This is a genomic window from Pseudarthrobacter sp. LT1 (assembly GCF_035621795.1).
Lineage (GTDB): Bacteria > Actinomycetota > Actinomycetes > Actinomycetales > Micrococcaceae > Arthrobacter.
The window spans coordinates 1,555,422-1,577,287 of record NZ_CP141830.1; the positions used below are offsets into that span (position 1 = coordinate 1,555,422).

The 21,866-nt window shown below is 67.6% G+C and carries 21 protein-coding genes and 3 tRNA genes; 18 read left to right on the forward strand and 6 right to left on the reverse strand.

Features of this window, described 5'->3' with window-relative positions; translation table 11 throughout:
- Positions 1 to 2: 2 nt before the first annotated feature.
- Positions 3 to 1,046 carry a GNAT family N-acetyltransferase gene (locus VIK36_RS07285; protein WP_255174974.1) on the forward strand — a complete coding sequence of 348 codons (1,044 nt, stop codon included), beginning with the start codon at positions 3 to 5 and terminating at the stop codon, positions 1,044 to 1,046.
- Positions 1,047 to 1,117: 71 nt separating this feature from the next.
- Here the strand turns inward: VIK36_RS07285 and VIK36_RS07290 are convergent, their stop codons facing one another.
- Complete coding sequence (locus VIK36_RS07290; protein WP_324644645.1) at positions 1,118 to 1,942, reverse strand: lysophospholipid acyltransferase family protein; 825 nt, start codon at positions 1,940 to 1,942, stop codon at positions 1,118 to 1,120.
- 9 nt (positions 1,943 to 1,951) lie between these two features.
- The gene (locus VIK36_RS07295; protein WP_324644646.1) at positions 1,952 to 2,800 is read right to left on the reverse strand and encodes an alpha/beta hydrolase; all 849 of its coding nucleotides are present in this window, start codon (positions 2,798 to 2,800) and stop codon (positions 1,952 to 1,954) included.
- 110 nt (positions 2,801 to 2,910) lie between these two features.
- On the opposite strand from VIK36_RS07295, the gene VIK36_RS07300 reads away from it, so the two are divergent.
- Entirely contained in the window at positions 2,911 to 4,425 is a 1,515-nt protein-coding gene (locus tag VIK36_RS07300; RefSeq protein ID WP_324644647.1) for a YibE/F family protein, read from the forward strand.
- Positions 4,426 to 4,473: 48 nt separating this feature from the next.
- On the opposite strand, the gene VIK36_RS07305 is transcribed toward VIK36_RS07300, so the two are convergent.
- On the reverse strand, positions 4,474 to 5,685 hold the full coding sequence (locus tag VIK36_RS07305) for a globin domain-containing protein (RefSeq protein WP_255174978.1): 1,212 nt from the start codon (positions 5,683 to 5,685) through the stop codon (positions 4,474 to 4,476).
- Between the two features lie 132 nt (positions 5,686 to 5,817).
- Between VIK36_RS07305 and dusB the strand changes: the two genes are divergently transcribed.
- From dusB to VIK36_RS07355, 10 genes are all read left to right on the forward strand, one after another.
- Positions 5,818 to 6,996, forward strand: a complete 1,179-nt coding sequence (dusB, locus tag VIK36_RS07310; RefSeq protein ID WP_159632404.1) for a tRNA dihydrouridine synthase DusB — start codon at positions 5,818 to 5,820, stop codon at positions 6,994 to 6,996.
- On the forward strand, positions 6,989 to 8,308 hold the full coding sequence (locus VIK36_RS07315; RefSeq protein WP_420716255.1) for a deoxyguanosinetriphosphate triphosphohydrolase: 1,320 nt from the start codon (positions 6,989 to 6,991) through the stop codon (positions 8,306 to 8,308). Before dusB ends, VIK36_RS07315 begins: the two co-directional genes overlap by 8 nt.
- A gap of 116 nt (positions 8,309 to 8,424) precedes the next feature.
- Positions 8,425 to 8,748, forward strand: coding sequence for a hypothetical protein (locus tag VIK36_RS07320; RefSeq protein ID WP_324644648.1), 324 nt, complete (start codon positions 8,425 to 8,427; stop codon positions 8,746 to 8,748).
- A 184-nt stretch (positions 8,749 to 8,932) separates the two neighbouring features.
- Positions 8,933 to 9,922: an FAD:protein FMN transferase gene (locus VIK36_RS07325; RefSeq protein WP_324644649.1), complete on the forward strand. Its 990-nt coding sequence runs from the start codon at positions 8,933 to 8,935 to the stop codon at positions 9,920 to 9,922.
- Positions 9,915 to 10,472 carry a ferric reductase-like transmembrane domain-containing protein gene (locus VIK36_RS07330; protein WP_255174982.1) on the forward strand — a complete coding sequence of 186 codons (558 nt, stop codon included), beginning with the start codon at positions 9,915 to 9,917 and terminating at the stop codon, positions 10,470 to 10,472. Before VIK36_RS07325 ends, VIK36_RS07330 begins: the two co-directional genes overlap by 8 nt.
- Positions 10,469 to 11,737: an NADH-ubiquinone oxidoreductase-F iron-sulfur binding region domain-containing protein gene (locus VIK36_RS07335; RefSeq protein ID WP_324644650.1), complete on the forward strand. Its 1,269-nt coding sequence runs from the start codon at positions 10,469 to 10,471 to the stop codon at positions 11,735 to 11,737. Before VIK36_RS07330 ends, VIK36_RS07335 begins: the two co-directional genes overlap by 4 nt.
- A complete protein-coding gene (locus VIK36_RS07340) occupies positions 11,734 to 11,994 on the forward strand; it encodes a ferredoxin (RefSeq protein WP_324644651.1) in 261 nt (86 codons plus the stop codon). Before VIK36_RS07335 ends, VIK36_RS07340 begins: the two co-directional genes overlap by 4 nt.
- Positions 11,995 to 12,023: 29 nt before the next feature.
- A complete protein-coding gene (gene dnaG, locus VIK36_RS07345; RefSeq protein ID WP_255174985.1) occupies positions 12,024 to 13,955 on the forward strand; it encodes a DNA primase in 1,932 nt (643 codons plus the stop codon).
- A 95-nt stretch (positions 13,956 to 14,050) separates the two neighbouring features.
- Positions 14,051 to 14,123 (forward strand) — tRNA-Asn (locus VIK36_RS07350).
- 122 nt (positions 14,124 to 14,245) lie between these two features.
- Positions 14,246 to 14,318: transfer RNA gene (locus VIK36_RS07355), tRNA-Asn, on the forward strand.
- Between the two features lie 71 nt (positions 14,319 to 14,389).
- On the opposite strand, the gene VIK36_RS07360 is transcribed toward VIK36_RS07355, so the two are convergent.
- From VIK36_RS07360 to VIK36_RS07370, 3 genes are all read right to left on the reverse strand, one after another.
- Entirely contained in the window at positions 14,390 to 14,797 is a 408-nt protein-coding gene (locus VIK36_RS07360) for a hypothetical protein (protein ID WP_324644652.1), read from the reverse strand.
- An 80-nt stretch (positions 14,798 to 14,877) separates the two neighbouring features.
- Complete coding sequence (locus VIK36_RS07365) at positions 14,878 to 15,057, reverse strand: glycine zipper 2TM domain-containing protein (RefSeq protein ID WP_224025554.1); 180 nt, start codon at positions 15,055 to 15,057, stop codon at positions 14,878 to 14,880.
- 72 nt (positions 15,058 to 15,129) lie between these two features.
- The gene (locus VIK36_RS07370) at positions 15,130 to 16,353 is read right to left on the reverse strand and encodes a multidrug effflux MFS transporter (RefSeq protein ID WP_324644653.1); all 1,224 of its coding nucleotides are present in this window, start codon (positions 16,351 to 16,353) and stop codon (positions 15,130 to 15,132) included.
- 178 nt (positions 16,354 to 16,531) lie between these two features.
- Here VIK36_RS07370 and VIK36_RS07375 point away from each other — a divergent pair, with 178 nt between their 5' ends.
- From VIK36_RS07375 to VIK36_RS07400, 6 genes are all read left to right on the forward strand, one after another.
- Positions 16,532 to 17,383: a phage holin family protein gene (locus tag VIK36_RS07375; protein WP_324644654.1), complete on the forward strand. Its 852-nt coding sequence runs from the start codon at positions 16,532 to 16,534 to the stop codon at positions 17,381 to 17,383.
- Positions 17,384 to 17,484: 101 nt separating this feature from the next.
- Positions 17,485 to 18,108: a CDP-alcohol phosphatidyltransferase family protein gene (locus VIK36_RS07380; RefSeq protein WP_255174989.1), complete on the forward strand. Its 624-nt coding sequence runs from the start codon at positions 17,485 to 17,487 to the stop codon at positions 18,106 to 18,108.
- Positions 18,108 to 19,016: a DMT family transporter gene (locus VIK36_RS07385; protein WP_255174990.1), complete on the forward strand. Its 909-nt coding sequence runs from the start codon at positions 18,108 to 18,110 to the stop codon at positions 19,014 to 19,016. The genes VIK36_RS07380 and VIK36_RS07385 overlap by 1 nt, the downstream gene beginning before the upstream one ends.
- A 111-nt stretch (positions 19,017 to 19,127) precedes the next feature.
- The gene (locus tag VIK36_RS07390; protein WP_324644655.1) at positions 19,128 to 20,324 is read left to right on the forward strand and encodes a glycosyltransferase; all 1,197 of its coding nucleotides are present in this window, start codon (positions 19,128 to 19,130) and stop codon (positions 20,322 to 20,324) included.
- A gap of 75 nt (positions 20,325 to 20,399) precedes the next feature.
- A tRNA-Ile gene (locus tag VIK36_RS07395) sits at positions 20,400 to 20,473 on the forward strand.
- A 136-nt stretch (positions 20,474 to 20,609) separates the two neighbouring features.
- Positions 20,610 to 21,800 carry an acyl-CoA dehydrogenase family protein gene (locus VIK36_RS07400; RefSeq protein WP_324644656.1) on the forward strand — a complete coding sequence of 397 codons (1,191 nt, stop codon included), beginning with the start codon at positions 20,610 to 20,612 and terminating at the stop codon, positions 21,798 to 21,800.
- The last annotated feature ends 66 nt before the right edge of the window (positions 21,801 to 21,866 follow it).

The following is a 21,866-nucleotide window of genomic DNA, read 5'->3' on the forward strand; positions in this document are numbered from 1 at the left end:
GCATGGCCATCGAATACCGCGAATGGCGGGACGGCGACGACCTTGCCCTGCTGGAAATCTGGGGCGGTCCGGAGACCGCCCAGGCCCGCCAGTTCCGCGGCGCCCTCGCCGTGTCTTCCAACGGCGGGAACGGCACCCCGTGGCGCCGCTGCATTGTGGCCGAGGACGTTGTTGACGGCGTCGGCATCCCCGTCGCAGCCGGCGTCGTCTATGAAGCCTCCCTGCACCCGGAACGCCTGTGGACGTACGTTGAAGTGGCGCGGGACCACCGCCGCAACGGCATCGGTGCCACCCTCCTCGCCATGCTGCGGCGCGAGGCCGGCCACGCGCCGTCGGGCGTTTCCAAGCTCCGCGCCAAGGTGGAACCGGGAAGCCCCGGTGCTGCGTTCGCCGAAGCCGCCGGGCTGGCACCCATCCAGCGTTCCCGGCTGGTCATCGTGGAGCCGGGAGCCCTGCGGCTGCCCGTTTTCCCGGACAAGGACCACGGCGGCCGCCCCATCGACGGTGAGAACGCCGGTTCCGACATCGTCATGGACCTGGCCACCGGCTCGGTGGAACTGACTGACGTGGTGGGCCGCTACTACACCTCCATCCACGGCTGGGACTCCCCGGGGGTCCTCTCCGTGGGCCAGGTGCAGAAGCTGTTCCTGGACGAGCTCACCGGTGCGCACGGTGCCATCGTGCTCCGCGCCCAGCCGGAATCCGCGTTCGGCCAGGGGGTGTCGCCGAGCAAGAAGGGCCGCATCCGGGCGTTCGCGGTCAGCTACGCCGCTCCCGCCGGGCCTGACGACGCACCCCATACAGACGGCGCCGGGAGCGCAGGCCAGGAGACGCCCACGGACGTCTTCGTCGGCCACGAGCCCTCGCTTGCCGCGGACGACGCTGCCGAGGCGGTACGGGACATGCTCGCCCTGATTGCCTACCAGCACCCGGTCATGCTGGAACTGGACGATTCCATGACGGCCCTGCGCGCCGCCGTCGAGCCTCTCCTGGAGAGCGGCAAAGCCCGGCTGGCGGCCGCCGAGATCCTGGTGGTCTCCGACTAGGTCACTTCCGGCCCCAACGATGGCGCCACGTGCCGTTCCCGGACGGTACGTGGCGCCGTCGTTTAAGCCGGCTACTTGGTGCGGGGAGCACGACGGCGGCCCGCGGCTGCGTCGGCAGCGTCCAGCAGTTGCCGCTCGGCGTCTGTTGGTGCACCGCCGCCCAGCCGTGCCGGCATCCACCATGCCCCATGTTCCGGCCGAAGCGGAAAGTCGGCGATGCAGCGGTCGATTCCCGCCTGCAGCGTGCCGCGCAAAGCTTCCGTTGCCGCCTCAACGTCAACGCCGGCCGGAAATACCACCGGCGCGTCCACATGGACCCGGACCGGCGCCCGCCAGCTGCGGCGGAGGGAAAAGCCGTGCCCCCGGGTCAAGATGCGGTGGGCGCCCCAGATGGATACCGGAATGACCGGAACGCCCGCCTCCGCCGCCATCCGGACAGCCCCCGTGCGGCATTCGCGGACAGTGAAGCTCCTGCTGACCCCCGCCTCGGGGAACACAGCCAGGTATTCGCCTTCCCGCAGCCTGGCCACGGCAGCGGCGTAAGCGTCTGCGCGGCCCGTATATCCCACCACCACGTGGCCGCTGGCGCTGATGGCAGGGCCTGCCAGCCAATGGTCCGCCGCTCCCTGATGGACCAGGAACCGCAGCTGGGCCCGTGCGCGGCGCCACAGGAGGAGTTCGACCACCGCAAAATCCACGTAGCCGAAGTGCGTCACGGCGAAAACCGCCCCGTCCCCGCGGACGGCCGTCCGGGAGGGACCGCGGGCCGGTCCCTGTGCTGGCAGGTGCTCCAGCCCGGTGGCTTGAATGTCCAGTTGCAGGGCCCAGCGCAGGAACTGGCCCGTGCGGACGATCAGGCGGTAGAAGCGGTCGTTGGCCGGGGGACGCCAGGGCACAGGAACGGCCTACAGGGTGACGTGGACGGAGGACTCGGGAAGCAGTTCCGTGAAGGCGCGGGACGGCTGGACGCCGGCGCCCGTGCTCTCGGCAAAGGACTTAATGACGAACCCGGTGGCCAACGTCTGCCACACGCGGACCTTCCGCAGCATAAAGTGCCCCACGCCTTTGAGTGACACGTACTGCATACTCGCGGCGTCCGCGGAAGCCCGGCGGGCGAAGGCGAGCGACTGCGAGGGGCTGGTCATGTGGTCGGTGGTGCCGTGGATGATGAGGACTTTCCTGTCGGTGACCCTGTCCGCCGGGGTTTCCGGGCCCAGCCAGGGCGCCAGCGCCACCACGGCCTCCACCTGCGGGTGGTCTGCCGCGCACACGGCGGTCAGCCCGCCCATGGAGTGGCCCAGCAGGAAAACGGGAACGTCGGGGTGGCGTTCCGCGATCTGCTGCAGGGCCCACCGGGCGTCCTGCAGCGGTGACATGTCCGGGCCGTTCCAGCCGCGGACGCTGTTGCGCAGGGACCAGACAGCCAATCCGTGTTTCCGGCCGGCACGGTGCAGGTGCCTGGCGAAAGGGATCATCCTGGCCGGGCTCAGGTGCCGTGCCTCCACCGGTTCCCGGCTGTGGGCCTTGCCGCCGTGCAGGACCAGGACCACGCCTTTGGTGCTGCCGGATGCTTCCAGGACGCTCAGCACCGGCCGGTGGGCGGGAAGAAGGGGCGCCTGCCCGGCACGCACCGCGCCGCTGTCCGGTCTCCCGTTAGTACCGGTCCCGGCCCCATTAGTACCGGTTCCCCTGCTGCCGGCCCCCTGTGCACCACGGTTGTCCATGCCTGGTTCCTCCCCATCCCGATGGTCCATTTATAAACCCTAAGGCGCCGCACGTAGAGTTCAACCATGAGGTTGTACTGCTGATGGGCGCCGGTCACTCCCACTCTTCCTTGGATCATTCGGAGCCGACGCCCCAGGCGATGGCTGCCCGCAGCAAAGCGAACCGGATCCTGGCTGCGGTGCTCATTCCGTTGGCGCTGCTGACCCTGGCCGGGATGGCCGCGCTGTGGCCGTCCGGCAGCAAGGAGGGGCTCTCGCTCGCCAACCCGTACTCCACCGCCCCCGGGGTCACCTTCGATACCGGCACCATCCAGAACGTGGTCACCGGGAGCTGCATGGACACCAGCCAGCAGGGAACCGGGCAACAGGGGACAAACCAGCAGGGAAACGGGCAACAGGGAAACGGGCAACCTTACACCGGCCAGCAGCAAACAGGCCAACAGGGCCCGCAGCAGGCGCCCGGCAAGGGCTCGGACTGCACCTTCGCCTTCACCGAGCCGGACAAGGGCGGCAGCCCGGTGAAGGTGGTCATCAACCCTGACGTGGCCTCATCCCATGGGGTGAAGCCCGGCGACCAGATCCGGTACCTGAACCTGTCAAACGCCCAGGGTGCCACGGGATCGCAGGGGTCGCCGGCCTACATCTTCGTGGACTTCGTCCGGACCATGCCCATTGTTCTGCTCGCCGTCCTCTACGCCGTGGTGGTCATCGCCGTCGCCAGGTGGCGGGGGCTCCGGGCCCTGATAGGGCTGGTCGGCGCATATTTCGTGCTGGCAAACTTCCTGCTCCCGGGCCTGGTGGAAGGAAAACCGCCGCTGCTGCTGGCCTTGGTGGGATCCACCGTGATCATGATCGGGGTGCTGTACTTCGCCCACGGATTCTCCGCGCGCACCTCCACGGCACTCCTGGGCACCATCTTCGGGCTGGCCATCACGGCGCTGCTGGCGGCCTGGGCCACGGACGCCGCCAACCTGGCCGGCGTGGGCAGCCATGACGCCGCCACCCTGGTGAATACGTCCTCCAACATCTCCATCTCCGGCGTGATTCTCTGCGGGCTCATCATCTCCGGCCTGGGCGTCCTCAACGACGTCACCATCACCCAGTCCTCGGCCGTGTGGGAGCTCTACGAACTGGCACCCGCCAGCAGCGCCCGGAAGCTGTTCACCTCCGCCATGCGGATCGGCCGCGACCACATCGCCTCCACGGTGTATACCATCGCCTTCGCCTACGCGGGCGCCGCGCTGCCCATCCTGATCATCGTCATGCTTTACGACCGGCCCCTGATGGACACCCTCACCAGCGCCGAACTGTCCGAGGAAGTCATCCGGACGCTCGTGGGTTCCATCGGGCTGGTCCTGGCCATCCCGGTCACCACCCTCATCGCCGTGCTCGTGGTCAAGGCGACCGGCATCAACGCAGCAGGACCCAGTGCAGCTGGACCCAAAGCAGCAGGGGCCGGCGCGTCGGGTCCCAGTGCAGCAGGGGCCGGCGTGGCCGACGACGGCGGGCACAGCCACGCGGACGACGTCGCGGACACTGACGCGCTCGCCGCAGCCGCCCTTGAGGAACGCAGCCGGCGCACCGCCGTCAAACCCGGTGTCCTGCCCACGGAAGAGGCCGCCACCCGCCGGGGCCGGCGGGCGGACCGCGGCTGACCTGCATATAAACCGGCGGCGGGGCCTGCCTTCACGGCCTTCGCCGGGTTACTGGTAGTCGGCCAGCCAGAGGTCCGGACCGAAGACTTCGTACTGGATGTCCTTCGCCCGCACCCCTGCGCCCACCAGGGCGGTCCGCACCGCCTGCATGAAGGGCATGGGGCCGCAGAGGTAATACTCGGCGTCGGACGGCAACTGGACGTCCTTGATGTTCATGAATCCGGAATGCACGCTGCCGTCGGCGGAAGAGCCCCCGCCGTCCGGGTTGAGGAACCAGGCATGGAGGGAAGCATCGGAAAGTGCGGTGAGGTCGGCCGTGACCTGGTTCCGCAGTGCAAACGAGGCAGGGGAGTCGGCCGCGTGCAGGAACAGGACCTTCCGCTGGGAGCCGGACTTGACCAGGTGGGACAGCATGCCGGCCATGGGCGTGATTCCGATGCCCGCGCTCGCCAGCACCACGGGCCGGTCAGTGTATTCCAGCACCACATCGCCGAAGGGCGCTGAGAGGGTGACTTCGTCACCCACGTTGACGTGGTCGTGCAGGAGGCTGGACATCTCACCGTCCGGCGCGCCTTCAGTGCGCACGCGCTTGACCGCGAACCGCCGGTGCTGCCCGTCGTCGGCCTGGGTGAGGCTGTACTGGCGCGGCTGCAGGACACCGTCGGGCATCTGCATGCGGATGGTGACGTACTGTCCCGGCAGCGACGGCTTAACCTCCCTCTCGTCGGTCCGCTCCACCACGAAACTGACAACGTCGTCGGTTTCCTGGATCTTTTCGGCCACCCGCCAGGTGCGCCAGACAGTTTCCGGGCTCAGCCGGACTGCGTCATAGAGCCCGCGTTCCTTGTTGATGAGCATGTTGGCCATGAGCCAGTAGACCTCATCCCAGGCCGCGGCCACCTCGGGTGTCACCGCGTCGCCCAGGACGTCCACAATGGCCCACATCAGGTTGTCGTGCACCACCTGGTACTGCTCAGGACTCAGGCCCAGGGAGACGTGCTTGTGCGAAATCCGGGACAGCAGATGGTCCGGCAGGTGGGTGGGGTCGTTGACCAGGAAGCCGGCGAACGCGGCAACCGAACCGGCCAGCGCCTGCTGCTGCCGGCCATCAGCCTGGTTGCCGCGGTTGAACAGGCCGTTGAGCAGTTCGGGGTGTTCGCCGAACATGTGCTTGTAGAAACGGGAGGCGATCTCCTGGATATGTTCGCCGACGACGGGAAGGGTCGCCTGGATCACGGGGTAAGCGGTGTCGGAAAGCATGGGCAAGTCTCCTTCAAACGTCCTGGCTGGTTGTCCGTCCCCGCGCCACGCTAACAGCCGTCCGAAACCGGGGACAGGTACTTTGGCACTGGACTGGATCCCCGATTTGCCCGGCTTTGCAACAATGGACAAGTGACTGTTGCTGCAACTCCTCCCGCCCCCAAGCTGGAACTCCCGCCCCTGAAGCTGGGACCCATCACGGTGGACACCCCCGTGATCCTGGCTCCCATGGCCGGCATCACCAACTCCGCCTTCCGCAGGCTCTGCCGTGAGTATGGCGGCGGCATGTACGTGGCGGAGATGGTCACTTCCCGCGCGCTGGTGGAGCGGACACCCGAATCCCTCCGCATCATTTCGCACGACGACGACGAAAAGGTCCGCTCCGTCCAGCTGTACGGCGTGGACCCCGGCACGGTCGGCGCTGCCGTCCGGATGCTCGTGGAGGAAGACCGGGCTGACCACATTGACCTCAACTTTGGCTGCCCCGTCCCCAAGGTGACCCGGCGGGGCGGCGGCTCGGCCCTGCCCTGGAAGATCGATCTCTTCACCTCGATCGTGCAGACCGCCGTCAAGGAAGCCTCCAAGGGCAACATCCCGCTGACCATCAAGATGCGCAAGGGGATCGACGACGACCACCTCACGTACCTCGACGCCGGCCGGATCGCCCGCGACGCCGGTGTCGCCGCCGTCGCGCTCCACGGCCGGACCGCCGCGCAGTTTTATTCGGGCAAGGCCGACTGGTCCGCCATCGCCCGCCTCCGCGAAGCCCTGCCGGACATTCCGGTGCTGGGCAACGGCGACATCTGGTCGGCTGAGGACGCCGTCCGGATGGTCCGCGAAACCGGCGTGGACGGCGTGGTGGTGGGCCGCGGCTGCCAGGGGCGGCCCTGGCTGTTCGGCGACCTGCAGGCCGCGTTCGAAGGCAGCGACGTCCGGCACCGCCCCAACCTCCGCCAGGTGGCCGAAGGCGTGTACCGCCACGCTGAACTGATGGTGGAAACCTTCGGTGACGAGGGCAAGGCCCTGCGGGAGATCCGCAAGCACATCGCCTGGTACTTCAAGGGCTACGTGGTGGGCGGGGAACTGCGCACCCGGCTGGCCCTGGTGACGAGCCTGGAGGTGCTCCGGGACACGCTGGCCGAGCTGGACCTGGACTCGCCCTACCCCGGCGTGGACGCCGAGGGCCCCCGCGGCCGCGCCGGCTCGCCGAAAAGGCCCGCCCTGCCCAAGGACTGGCTGGACTCCCGGGCACTCAACGAGGACCAGTCCAAGGACATTGCGGCCGCAGAGCTGGACGTCTCCGGTGGCTGACGCATCCCTGGCCGGACACCCGCCTGCGGGCACCCCCACCGCAGCCCTGGCACTGCCGGGCTACGACACGCACGATTCCGCCCGCTGGGTGGAGGAGCCGCCCAAGAGCACGTACCGCTCCGACTTTGAGCGGGACCGCGCCCGGGTGCTGCACTCGTCGGCCCTCCGCCGGCTGGGCGCCAAGACCCAGGTGGTGGCACCGGACACCGACGACTTCGTCCGCACCCGCCTCACCCACAGCCTGGAAGTAGCACAGGTGGGCCGCGAACTGGGCCGCGCCCTGGGCTGCGATCCGGATGTAGTGGACACCGCCTGCCTCAGCCACGACCTCGGCCACCCGCCTTTCGGCCACAACGGCGAATCGGCCCTGAACGAGGTGGCCCACGCCATCGGCGGCTTCGAAGGCAACGCCCAGACCCTCCGGCTGCTCACCCGGCTCGAACCCAAGGTCCTCGCGGCCGACGGCAGGCCCGCGGGACTGAACCTCACCCGCGCCAGCCTTGACGCGGCGTCGAAATACCCCTGGTCAGCGCTGGAAGCACCGGTGATCCACGGGCAGCGGACCAGCAAGTTCGGCGCCTACGAGGACGATCTCCCCATCTTTAACTGGATCCGCGAAGGTGCCCCGGAACGCCGGACCTGCCTCGAAGCCCAGGTCATGGACTTGGCGGACGACATCTCCTATTCGGTGCACGACGTGGAAGACGCGATCGTCGCCGGCCACTTCCAGCTGCGCTGGATGGACAACCCGGACCACCGCGCACGCGTGGTGGGCTACGCCAAGCAGTGGTACCTGCCGCATAACGACCCCGCCGCCATTGACGCAGCCCTCGCCCGGCTGGAAGCCACCGACGTCTGGGTGCGCGAGGCCGACGGCAGCCGCAAATCCATGGCGGCGCTGAAGAACATGACCAGCCAGCTGATCGGCCGGTTCTGCCAGAGCGCCCTGGAAACCACCCGCGCCGTGTACGGGCCGGAAAACCTGACCCGCTACAGCGCCGAACTGATGGTTCCCGACGAAACCGTCATGGAGATCGCGGTGATGAAGGGCCTGGCCACCACCTTCGTGATGACCACAGAGCACCGGCAACCCATCTACGAGCGGCAGCGGGAAGTGCTCCATGCCCTGGTGACCGCCCTCAGCGCCACGGGTGACCGGCACCTGGAGCCGATGTTCGCAGCGGACTGGCGGGCGGCGGACGACGACGGCGCGCGCCTTCGCGTGGTCATCGACCAGGTGGCGTCACTCACCGATGGATCGGCCCTGGCCATGTACGAGCGCCTGGTGGGGAGCCTGCCCTCGCTCTGGTGACCCGCCGTTGGCTCCCGCCCGGACGTCCGCCCGATCAACAGCTTCCTTAAAGCATCTACACAGGAACGAAGCGCACCATGGGAGGAAAGACAGGCCGCTAGGAACGGGAGCTGGTCATGAGTACTCGCAGCAGGGGCAAGCGCCTCGCCACCGGGATCACCGCGGCCGTGGGTGTTGGCAGCTTCGCCGCTGCCGGGGTCGCGGCAGCTGCCGTGTACGCCGCAACGCCGTCTGTCATCGCCAGGACCACTCCAGCCACGGACACCAGCACGCAGGGAAGCACCCCCAAATCCGGTCCTGCCCGCTCCGATGACGACGACTACGGGACCCGCCAGGACAGCAGCCCCCGCCGCTCCAAGAGCTACGGCAATTACGGCAGCACCACGCCGGTCCAGCCAGGCAGCGGGGGTACCGTCCACGGCCGGTCCTCGGGGTCCTGACGTGGCACGTTCCGCTATGGCAGGTCCCGGTGCCCCGGCTACCAGGACCGCAGGGCGCACAGCACCCGCTGGGTGCACACTCCCGGAAGACACAGCACCCCCGCAAGGGCCAGCGTCCTCGGAAGGCACACCGTCCCCGAAAGTCACACCGTCCCCGCACGACGCAGCGCAAACCCGCTGGACTGTGTGGGGGCTTGAGGCCTCGGTCACGGTCACGGAACCGGCAATGCTTGGCGCGGCGTGGGACATTGTCCGGAATGCCGTGGCGGAGGTTGACCGCGCCTGCAGCCGCTTCCGGGAAGATTCGGAACTGATGAGGCTCCAGCCCCAGATGGCGCGGGGTGTCAGCATCAGCCCCATGTTCCGGCTGCTCCTTGAACGTGCCCTGGACGCTGCCCGGATGACCGGCGGCGACGTTGACCCCACTCTCGGCACCGATCTGGCCGCGTTGGGCCACGGCCCGGGAAGGCAGGGCAGTCCGGGGCTCACCAGCGTGCCGGTACCGCCGCAGCCTGTCTCATCCCAGCCGGTACCGCAGCACCCTCTACCGGCACCCCGGGCACCCGGCTGGTCCCGGCTCCAGCTTGGGGCCGGGACCCTCACCGTGCCGGCCGACCTCCGCCTGGACCTGGGGGCGTCGGCAAAGGCTGTCGCGGCCGATCTTGCCGCCGCAGGTGTCTACCGGGAGCTGGGCTGCGGAGTGCTCGTGGGCCTGGGCGGTGACCTGGCCAGCGCCGGGCCCGGACCGCACGAGGACGGCAGGCCCGGCCACTGGCAGATCATGGTGCAGGACCTTCCTGCCGATCCTGCCCAGTACATCTCCCTGGCCCCGGGGTTCGCCGTGGCCACGTCCAGTACGCAGAAACGCCGCTGGAAGCACCAGGGGACGCAGGTCCACCACATCCTTGATCCCCGCTTTGGCCTCCCCGCCGAGCCGGTCTGGCGTTCGGTGAGTGTCGCAGCGCCCACCTGCCTGGAAGCGAACGCTTTCAGTACCGCGGCCATTGTCCGCGGCTTCGCTGCCCTGGACTGGTTCCGGACCGAAGGCATTGCTGCCCGGCTGGTGGACAGCCGGGGCAGGGTCGCCACCACTGGCGGCTGGCCGGCGGAAACCTGCAACCCCGGTGGGAGCACCGGGGAAAGCATTACTCGCGGGGGTGGCGGCCATGGATGAGGCGATGTGGGCGTTCGGCCGGGTCAGCGGGTTTGTGTCCCTGGCACTCTTCACCGCGTCGGTGCTGCTGGGCATCCTCAACCGGTCCGGCCGGCCCCTGTTGGTGCTGCCCCGGTTCTCCATCAGCCTCCTGCACCGGAACATCGCACTGCTCGCCGCGGTGTTCCTCGGACTGCATGTGGGCTCCCTGCTCCTTGACTCCTTTGCCAAGCTGAACCCGGTGGACATCGTGGTGCCCTTCCTGGGCTCCTTCCAGCCGTTCTGGCAGGGGCTGGGCACCGTGGCGCTGGACCTTGTCCTGGCCGTGGTGGTGACGGGCCTGCTGCGGCACCGGATCGGGCAGCGCAGTTTCAAGGCCGTGCACTGGCTCAGCTATGGCGTCTGGCCGGTGGCGATGGCGCACGCGTTGGGCAACGGCACTGACGTCTCCAGCGGCTGGTTCCTCCTGCTGGCCGCGGCGTCCGCGGTGGCCGTTGCCGCGGCCCTGCTGTGGCGGCTGAGCCCCTCCTTCCTCGAAACCTCCCACGCCCGGCAAGGAAACCTCCCGTGAGCCACGCCAAGGACACCTACCCGATGACGCCCCTTCACGCCGTACAGGACAACAAGCGGCAGGAACCGCGGCTCCTGGCAGCAGGCCCTGACGCAGGCTGGGAACAGCACCTCGACACCTTCGGGCCCTGGGACCCGCACGCTGCGGGAGCCGGACTGCTGGAGGCGCTCGCCGAGGCTGGACTGACCGGCCGGGGCGGAGCCGCTTTCGAAACCTGGCGCAAAGCCACTGCCGCTGCCGGGTCCGGCCGGAAGGGTTTGTTTACGGCCCGGCCGGTGGTGATCGCCAACGGCGCCGAGGGCGAACCGCTCAGCTTCAAGGACCGCACCCTCCTTGCCCACGCGCCCCACCTGGTCATCGACGGGCTGGCCGCCATGGCCGCGGCCCTGGGCGGCGCAAGCATGTATGTCTACGCGCCGGCGGCCGGCCTGCCCCGCGTGCAGCAGGCCGTCGGCGAACGCCCCCGGGGCAACCGGATCCGGGTAGTGCAGGCACCCGAAACCTTCATCTCCGGCGAGTCGAGCGCCGTCGTCAATATGATCGGCAACGGCAGCGCTGTCCCCACCGACCAACGCCGGCGCCTCAGCGAATCCGGCCTTAACGGCCGGCCAACACTGGTGGTCAACGTCGAAACCCTCGCCCAGGTTGCCCTGATCGCCCGTTACGGGGCGCAGTGGTTCCGCCAGGCGGGCACCGCGACGGATCCGGGCACTCGGCTGGTGTCCGTTTCCGGGCCTGCCCCGGTACGGGATGTGGTGCTGGAGGTGCCCGGCGGTGCGCAGCTTTCGGCGGTCCTGCAGGAAGCGGGCATGGACCCTGCCGCCTTGTCCGCCGTCCTGGTGGGCGGCTACCACGGCCGGTGGGTGCGGCCCGCGGCGCACGCGCTTTCACCCGTGGGGCCGCCGGACCGGACCGCCCGGCCGGGCGCAGGAGTGATCCATGCCCTGGATCTGCGGACCTGCGGGATCCAGGCGACGGCCCGGATCGTCAGCTACCTTGCGGACCAGTCCGCCAGGCAGTGCGGGCCCTGCATGTTCGGACTTCCGGCCATGGCGTCCGTCCTCAACAGGATCGCCGGAGGGGAAACGAATCCACGCCTTGCCTCCGAACTGGACCGGCTGGGGAGGCTGGTCTCCGGGCGGGGCGCGTGCAGGCACCCGGAGGGGACCACCGGGCTGGTCAGCAGTGCCCTGGAGGTCTTCGCCGCAGACTTCCGCGCCCACCTCTCCGGATACTGCACAGGCCCGGGAGGCGCAGCAGCATGAAGACGCACCTGCATATCGACTGGACCAGCTGCGACGGCCGCGGCCTGTGCGCCGAACTGCTTCCCGGCGTGCTGGACCGGGACGATTGGGGGTACCCCGTGGCGCGCGGGAAGGCAGGCCGCGACAGGACCGACGTTCCGCTGCGCGACGCAGACCGGGAAGTCGCACAGGAGGCAGTCTTCCTCTGCCCCAAGCTGGCCCTCAGCCTGCTCGACGGGAGGACACCGGAACCGGGGACGCGGGTGCCCGGGCAGTGACGCCTGGCCGGTGACACTAAGATTGCTGTGTGGCTGGGCTGATTAAACGTGAAGATATTGACGAAGTACGCCAGCGCACGGACATCAAGGAAGTGGTTGACGGCTACGTCACGCTCAAGGGCGCCGGGCTGGGAACCTTCAAGGGCCTGTGCCCCTTCCATGACGAGCGCTCGCCGTCCTTCACTGTCCGTCCCCAGGTAGGCCGTTACCACTGCTTCGGTTGCGGCGAGGACGGCGATGTCATCGCCTTCGTCCAAAAGCAGGACCACAGCTCCTTCCAGGAAGCCGTGGAGAAGCTCGCGTCCAGGATCGGCTACGAGCTCCGCTACGAAGACGGTGGAACCGGCCCCAACCGCGAGGAAGTGGGCCGCCGGCAGCGGCTGCTGGACGCCCATAAGATTGCGGACGAATTCTTCCGTGCCCAGATGCTCACGCCCGGTGCCGCAACGGCCCGCAACTTCCTCTTTGGCCGTGGCTTCGACCGGGCCGCCGCGGAACATTTTGGCTGCGGCTACGCTCCCCAGGGGTGGGACGCCCTCCTGAAGCACTTGCGCGGCCGCGGCTTCACCGACGCCGAGCTCAAGCTCACCGGAATGTTCAGCGAAGGAAACCGGGGCATCTACGACCGTTTCCGCGGCCGCCTCATCTGGCCCATCAAGGACATGGCCGGTGACACCATCGGCTTCGGCGCACGCAAGCTGTATGAGGACGACCAGGGCCCCAAGTACCTCAACACCCCGGAGACCACCCTCTACAAGAAGTCCCAGGTCCTCTACGGCATCGACCTCGCCAAGAAGAGCATCGCCAAAGACAGGCAGCTGGTGGTGGTGGAGGGCTACACCGATGTCATGGCCTGCCACCTTGCAGGGATTACGACGGCGGTAGCCACCTGCGGCACCGCCTTCGGTACCGAGCACATCAAGATCGCCCGCCGGCTTTTGTCCGACGACGGCACCGGGGGAGAAGTGGTGTTCACCTTCGACGGCGACGCCGCCGGGCAGAAGGCAGCCCTGCGCGCCTTTGAAGAGGACCAGCGCTTCACCGCCCAGACGTACGTGGCCGTGGAACCCACAGGCGCGGACCCGTGCGATCTCCGCCTCAGCCGCGGGGACGAGGCGGTGCACGCCCTGATCCAGTCCCGGCGGCCGCTGTTCGAGTTCGCCATCCGCAGCACTCTCAAGCAGTTCAACCTGGACACCGTTGAAGGCCGCGTCCAGGGCCTCAAGGCATCCGTGCCCGTGGTGGCCGCCATCCGCGACGCCTCCACCCGGACGGGCTACTGCCAGGCCCTGACCGGCTGGCTGGGCATGCCGGACCCCAACGAAGTCCTGCGCCTGGTCACCGCAGCCGTCAAGCGCGGCGAGACCGGACGGCCCCCGGCTCCGGGCCAGCCGCAGCCAGGCGGCCCCTCCAGCCCGGCCCCTGCCCAGCCGGGCGGACCCGGCGTAGCTGCCGCGCCGTCGTCGGGCGTTGTCCCCTCCTTCCACCGCCCGGACCCGCGCGATCCTGTGGCTTCCATGGAGCGGCAGGCGCTGGAAGTGGCGCTGCAGCAACCCTCCCTGCTGGCCGGCGGGGTTTGGGACCGTTTTGCCGCTGCCCGGTTCGCTATCCCTGCCTTCCAGGCCGTCCACGATGCCATGCGCGCCACTGGTCCCGGCCTGACCGTCGATCCGGTGCGCTGGGTGGAGCACGTCATGCACGAGGTTCCGGAACCCCTCCGGCCGCTGGTATCCGAGCTCGCCGTCGTGCCGCTGCCGGCCCACACCGAGGAAGCGGTGCTGAAGTACTGCCGCGACATTCTGTCCCGCCTTTTCGAACTCCAGATCACCCGGGTCAAGGCGGACAAGATGGGCCAGCTGCAGCGCCTTGACGCGGCGGCGGACCCGGAGACCTACCAGCGGCTCAACCGCGAGCTGATGATGCTGGAAATGGAACGCCGGGCCCTGCGCGCGGAGTCGTAGGGGTGGCCTGCTCAGCGGATCTGGAGGTGGGCCAGCTCACGGCCGCCCGATTTCGTTTCCGTGCCAACTGTTTGCTAGGCTAATACCCGCTTCATTCCTCCTTAGCTCAATTGGCAGAGCATTCGACTGTTAATCGAAGGGTTGCTGGTTCAAGTCCAGCAGGAGGAGCTTCCATCCCCGTTCCGGCCTCCGGAACGGGGATTTTTGTTTCCTTGCAGGCCCGTCCGGGCCCGGAAAACCGCCGATTTCCCTTCGGCCGGAATCCTTTGCTAATGTCATACCTGCTTCATTCCTCCTTAGCTCAATTGGCAGAGCATTCGACTGTTAATCGAAGGGTTGCTGGTTCAAGTCCAGCAGGAGGAGCGCAACGAAAAATCCCCGTTCCTCCACATGGAGGAACGGGGATTTTTTCTTTCCGCGGGGTGGGAGTCTGTTCAGACGAAATCCATTTCCACCTGCAGGAACCTTTCCGCCTCGACGATGGCCGCCTGGAAGGCTTCCTGCTCCGTGGGGGACTTCCGGGGTTCGCGCGGGCTCCACTCGTGCGGCGCGGAGTGGATCCTCACAAAGCCTGAGTCGGGGGGAGCGTAGAAAATCCCGAAGCGCTGCACCGGCCATTCCGGCGAGGTTTCCGGCGCCACCAGCAGGGCTGCGTTGAAGGCCGGATTGAACCATTGGGCGATGGGCCGGCGGCGGTCTTCCGTGAACAACCCCGCCGCGTACAGCGCCGCGGACTGCTGCCCGGCCTGCGCACACAGCCGCTCCCACCACACTGGCAGGATCCGGGCGTCGCACCGTTGCCATGTGGCCGGAAGTGGCGGTTGGTTCTGCCAGTTGGGCACGGCATCATTTTATCGCGGGAGGGACCCTGGCGGCAGGGAATGCCGCACCGGCCTGCCACAACAAAATCGCTGCAGGCCGTTCAGCGGCGGCCGCGGGACCCCGGATTCACCCGGTACAGGATCGCCGCGCCTGCCAGCGTCCCCAGGATGATGCCCCAGGCAGGGTTTCCCAGGGCGCGGCCGGCGAAATAACCCACGACGGCGCCCAGCACCGCCCCGAGGAAAAGTCCCCGTCCATTCCGGTGCGGTGTGCGGCTCACAGGCTGCCTTTCGAGGGGGAGTGGGGACAGGGCCCAGCGGGCCGGAAGAACGGCTCGCATTGGAGGTAGGTCTCAGTGGATCGAGGGTACCGTGCGGGGCCGCACCACCAGCCACAGTGCTGTGATCGCCAGCAGGATGCAGGCCGCCTGCACTGCTCCCATGGGAGCGGCGCTGGTGATGCCGAGCCAGCCCACCACGGGGGAGATGAGCCCGGCCATGAGGAATGTGGCCGCGCCCAGCAGGGAGGCTGCCGTTCCCGCCTGGGCCGCGTGCCCGGCCAGGGCCAGCACCTGGACGCAGGGGAACATGAAGCCGGTGCCCATGATGTAGAACCACAGCGGGACCATCACGCCCCACAGCCCCAGGCCCGCCCGGTCGAAGACCACGATCAGCACCGCCATCAGGAACATCCAGGCCGTGGCGCCCGCCAGGATCCACTGCGGAGGCACAATCCTGATAAGCCGGGAACTGGTCTGCACGCCGGCCACGATGCCCAGGGAGTTAATGCCAAAGAGCAGCCCGTACTGCTGGGCGGAGAACCCGAACACATCCTGGAAAAGGAACGGCGAGGCCGACAGGTAGGTAAAGAGGCCGCCGAAATTGAAGCCCGCCACCATCAGCAGCCCCACGAAGATCCGGTCGGTAAACAGCGCCCGGTAGCGTTGCCGGGCGGTCATGCCGCTCCGGCCCCGCTTTTCCGGCGGAAGCGTCTCGCGGACCAGGAGCAGGGCGGCCACGATGACCAAAGTCCCGTAGGCAGCCAGGAACACGAAGATGCCGGGCCACGGCATTACCAGGAGCAGCTGCGAACCAATCACGGGGGCAAGGATGGGCGCAAGCCCGTTGACCAGTGACATCCGGGAGAACATCCGCACCATGGCGTAGCCGGAAAACAGGTCCCGCACCATGGCCATGGCCACTACGCCGCCGCCGGCGGCGCCCACGCCCATCAGGACGCGGAAGATCCCCAGCGTGGTGATGTCCGTGGACAAGGCCGCGCCCAGGGATGCTGCGATGTGCAGGGCAGTCGCCAGGATCAGCGGAGTCCGGCGGCCGAACTTGTCGCTGAACGGACCCACCACCAGCTGCCCGAACGCGAAACCGACCGTGGTGCCGGCCAGGGTGAGCTGGACCTGCGCCTCGGTCACCCCCAAGCTTGCCTCCAGCGCCGGAAAGGCGGGCAGGTAAAGGTCGATGGTGAACGGACCGAGGGCCGTCAAGGCACCCAGAAGGAGGATGTACAGAAGCTTCCGGCGGCGGGTCAGCAGGTCGCCCGGATTGGGGGGATTGGTCACGGAGAACAATCCTAGGCCCGGCCACGGCGGTTTTTGCAGCGTTGTAGGCCGCGCCGTCCGGCAAGCCCCCAAGTTCGCCCTGAACCTGAATGGTAGTTTTGGTGGCGTGGACTGTGCGGCTGCACATTTCCGCACTAACGGATGCAGTATCGACTCATGAACCAGTAAGGCGGAACCGATGAGCGGACGTCACAGCGGGCGTACCAGCCCGGGATTGCGTATCACTGCGCTGCCCGGGACGGCAAGACTCCTTTTCCGGTTGGCCCCCCGCCAGCTCAACGACGAGATCGCCTTCGCCAAGATCGAACTCAAGCGCAAGGGCGTCCAGGTGGGTGTGGCCGCGGCCTTCTTCGCCGTGGCGCTTCTGTTCCTGGCGCTCCTGGTGGTCGGCCTGATCGTCGCTGCCATCATGGGGCTGGCCACCATCATGCCCGCGTGGCTGGCAGCCCTCCTGGTTTCCGCCGCTTTCCTGCTGATAGCCCTCGTCGGGGGCCTGGTGGGCCTCGCCCGGTTCAAGAAGGCCATGCCGCTGATGCCGGAGGAAACCATCCGTGGCATCAGGCACGATATCGGGGTCGCCCGCGAAGGTTCCGCCTTCAACCCGGCCATCCTGGATCCTGAGAGCCCCGAAGCCAAGGCTGCGAAGGCCGCCAAGGCCGAGGCAGCCGCCAAGGCGAAAGCCGAGAAGGAAGCCAAGGCCGCCCGGCACGACCAGGAGTTCCCGCACGCATCCGAACCCGAGCTGGTGCGCCGCCTGAGCCAGCGCCGCCACCACCTCACCGAGGTCCGGGACGAGCTCGGCACGGAACTGGACGTCAAGACCCAGGCACGCTATGTGCTGGCCGCCGCCCAGGTCAAGGCGCGCGAAGGCCAGGTACTGGCCCAGCGCGGCCTGGACGAGGCGGGGCAGCGGTTTGCGGCCCTGTCCGCCTCCGCTGACCTGCCCAGGCGCTGGAAGCCGCTGACGGCTCTTGTCGCCGCCGGTACGGTCCTGGTGGTCCTCCTGCGCAGGCTCCTGCGCGCCAACTAGGCCCCTGTTCCGCACGCAACATTCCGGCGGACGCTGTTTCCGCCTGTGAAGGCACAACCGAATGACAGCGCCGCGGCGCAGCAGGAAGGAGAGGGGGACGGGTGAAGTTCATAGGTGCAGGCGCCCGCCCCGGCCGTCCCCAGGTGGACCATGACCGCGTGGTCACTATTCCCAATCTGCTCACCGTGGTGCGGTTCATGGGTGTTCCGCTCTTCATCTGGCTGGTCCTGGCCCAAAAGGAGTACGGGGCAGGCGTGATCGTCCTGGCTGTCATGGCAGGGACGGACTGGATTGACGGCTACATCGCCCGCCGCTTCGACCAAGCCTCCAAGCTGGGCAGGGTCCTTGACCCCATCGCCGACCGCCTTGCCCTGCTGGCGGTGGCCTTCACCCTGGTGATTGCCGGCGTCGTGCATTGGCTGTACCTGGCCGCGCTGGTGGTGCCCGATGCCGTCCTGCTGGTACTGACTCTCTCCCTCTTCCGCGGCCACCCGGACCTCCCGGTCAGCGTGGTGGGCAAGGTGCGGACCGGGCTGCTGCTTTTGGGCACGCCGCTGCTGGTCCTTTCGCGGATGGACACCGGGTTTTCCGGCCAGCTCTTCGCCGCCGCCTGGGTGGTGCTGGGCCTGGGCCTGGTGGGTCACTGGATTGCCGCGTACAACTATTTCCGGGCCATGCTGCGCAAGGGCCGGGCATTGAAACAGCACGACGGCGGGAACGGCTGATGGTGTGGTTTGCCGTCGGCCTGGCGGTGCTTGGCGCCTTCTGCCTTGCGTTGGGCGCGCAGCGCCAGGGCAGCGCCGTCAAAGCCGATACCGGCGGCCTGGCCCTGAGCTCCAATGGCTTCCTGCGCCTCCTGCGCAATCCCCGGTGGATGCTTGGACTCCTGCTGCTGTGCACCGGCATGGCGATGAATGCCGTCGCCCTGGTCTCCGCACCGCTCACGGTCATCCAGCCCATCGGTGCCATTGCCCTGGTGATCACCACGGTGGTCAATGCCCGGGACCAGGACCTGACCATCAACCGCGCCACGGCGGTGTCGATTGCCGCGTGTGTCACCGGATCCGCGCTCTTCGTCCTCCTGGCGGTCAACGTCACCCAGGAGAACCACCATGTCAGCCCGGAGGATGAGCTCACCATCGTCCTGCTGCTGGCCCTGGCGGTGGGACTGTTCGGCACGCTGGCGGTGACGTTCAAGCACCGGATGAACGCGTTCATCTACATCCTCGGCGCCGGCATTCTGTTCGGCTTTGTGGCAGTCCTCACCCGGATCATCGGCAAGCACCTCCTGGATCCGAATGGCCTGTTCCTGCTGAATGTCCAGTGGTATTCGGTGGTGGCCATTGTCGCGGCCGGCGGCCTGGGGTCCTGGTTCGTGCAGAGTGCCTACTCCACCGGTCCGCCGGACCTGGTGATCGCCGGACTCACGGTGGTCGACCCCATGGTGGGCATCGCCATCGGCATCATCATCCTGGGCGAACTGCGCCCCGACGTCCATGCCGTCATGGCCATTGCGATGGGAACGGCTGCCGCCCTTGCTATCGTTGGGGTTATCGCCCTTTCCCGGCACCACCCGGAGGTCACCAAGCGCAAGAAGGACGCGCGGAAGGCCGCCGGCAGGCCGTCCCACTAGTCCCTTCCCGTCCGTAACCAGCAATCCCACGAAGCCCGGCGCCTTGCGCCAGCGGCCAACCGTGCTGTCAGTTCCAGGCTGTCCGCACCGTGACCATCAGGAGTACTCCCCATGACCACGCCCGCCGACCAGCGCCCCCTGACCATCCTCATCGCCGCAGACACCTACCCCCCGGACGTCAACGGTGCGGCCCAGTTTGGCTACCGGCTGGCCAAGGGAATGACTGCCCGGGGCCACAACGTCCATGTCCTGGCGTCCCGTGACAGCAAGGGAAAGAGCTTCACCGAGTTCCGCGAGGAAGCAACCGTGCACCGGCTCCGCTCGCACAAGGCATTCACGCATGAGACCTTCCGCCTCTGCTTCCCCTGGGAAATCAAGAAGGAAATCAGCCTCCTCTTCGACCGGGTCAAGCCCGACGTCGTGCACATCCAGAGCCACTACATGATCGGCGAGCACGTGCTCTATGAGGCCGTGAAACGCGGCGTCCGCATCATTGCCACCAACCACTTCATGCCCGAGAACCTTAACCCCTTCCTGCCGTTTCCGCAGTGGTTCAAGGACATTATTGGGCGGGTCTCCTGGAAGGACATGGGCAAGGTCATGAGCCAGGCGGACGTGGTGACAACGCCCACGCCGCTTGCCGCCCGGGCCATGCACGAGCACGCGTTCCTCCGCAAAGTCCTGCCCCTGTCCAACGGCATCGACTCCGCCGCCTACGAACTGCAGCCCGGTGAACACATCGAGCCGCACGCCCACCCCACCGTCCTGTTCGCCGGCCGCCTCGCCGAGGAAAAGCACGTGGACGTGCTGATCGAGGCCATCGGCAAAACGCCGCCGGAGCTGAACGTACACCTCGAGATCGTGGGCGGCGGCGAAGTGCGCTCCGCCCTGGAGGACCTGGTGAGGCGGCTCGGCCTCACCGGCCGGGTCAAGTTCCTGGGCCTTGCCAGCGACGAGGAACTTCGGACCGCCTACATCCGTGCCGACCTTTTCTGCATGCCCGGAACGGCGGAACTGCAGTCCCTGGTGACACTGGAAGCGATGTCCGCCTCCACCCCCGTGGTCCTGGCGGACGCCATGGCGCTGCCGCACCTGGTCCGCGACGGCGGGAACGGGTACCTCTTCACCCCCAACGACAGTGACGACCTCGCCAAGAAGATCACGCAGGTGCTGGAACTGCCCAAGGACGAACAGCAGGCCATGGGCCGCGCCAGCCGGCAGATGGTGGAGCCCCACAGCATCCAGGGGACGCTGCAGACCTTCGAGGACCTGTACCGCGGCGCCTCCTACGATGACAAAGTGGTCTGAACCCTTTCCCGGGTTTGCTAGAGTGTTTTTGCCCTGCCGGAGCATGGCGTCTGAACACCTGCTCCCGGGGCTTGGGGGGCTATAGCTCAGCTGGTTAGAGCGCGGGACTCATAATCCTAAGGTCCTCGGTTCAAGTCCGAGTAGCCCTACCTCGACCGCGGCCGACGAGTTTCGTTGGCCGCGGTTTTCTTGGTTAAGCCCGCACCCTGCGGTATGTTACTGACCAGTAACATACCGTGCTCCGCTCCGCGGCATGGTCAGCGCTGATCATCAAAGAAGGTAACCATGGCCACCTCCGCAGCCGATTTCCCAGAGCTTCCCTACGCCGACGGCGACTTCTTCGCCTTCGAGCAGCTTCTCTCCGGCAAGGAGCAGGACCGGCTGGCCGAAGTCCGCGACTTCCTGGCGCGTGAGGTCAAGCCAATTGCCGTGGACTGCTGGAACCGCGGAGAGTTCCCCATGGACCTGGTGCCCAAGCTTGCCGGGCTGGACCTGGTCAGCCCGGTGCGGCGGCAGGGGTATTCCAACCTCTTCGCCGGCATGCTGCACGCCGAAGCCACCCGAGCGGACGCCTCCATCGCCACCTTCCTGGGCGTGCACGACGGGCTGTTCACCGGCTCCATTGAGTTGCTGGCATCCCAAGAGCAGCAGGATGAATGGCTTCCCGATATCTACGCGCTGAAGAAGATCGGGGCCTTCGGCCTGACCGAGCCGCTGGGCGGCAGCGACGTGGCCGGCGGAACTCGCACCACGGCGCGCAGGGACGGGGACAACTGGATCCTCAACGGCGCGAAGCGCTGGATCGGCAATGCCACATTCTCCGACTGGGTGGTGGTGTACGCACGCGACGTGGCGGACAACCAGGTCAAGGGCTTCATGGTGGACACCACGGTGGCCGGATACAGCGCAACAAAGATCGAGAACAAGATCTCCCTGCGGACAGTCCAGAACGCCGACATCGTCCTGACGGACGTCGTGGTACCGGACCACTTCAAGCTCGCCAACGCCAACAGCTTCCGCGACGTCAACAAGGTGCTCAAAGTCACCCGCCTGTCAGTTGCCTGGCAGGCCGTGGGCCTCCAGATGGCCGCCTTCGATGTTGCCCGCCGCTATGCCGTGGAGCGCCAGCAATTCGGCCGCCCCCTGGCCTCCTTCCAGCTCATCCAGGACCAGCTGGTCCGGATCCTGGGCAACACGGTCAGCTCCATGGGCATGATGGTCCGGCTCTCCCAGCTGGAGGACGCCGGGGAGGCGAAGGACGAACAATCTGCACTCGCCAAGGCCTTCGCCACCGACCGCATGAGGAGGAGTGTGGCGCTGGGCCGCAGCATCCTGGGCGGCAACGGCATCGTGACCGACTACGGGATGGCCAAAATCTTCGCCGACGCGGAGGCCATCTACTCCTACGAGGGCACGGCAGAAATCAACACCCTGGTGACAGGGCGGGCCATCACCGGTATCTCGGCCATCGTCTAGGCGGGACGCCCACACGGGCAGTTGTCTGACTAATTGATGTTCCGGGGCCATGCCTGCGTTCTCCGT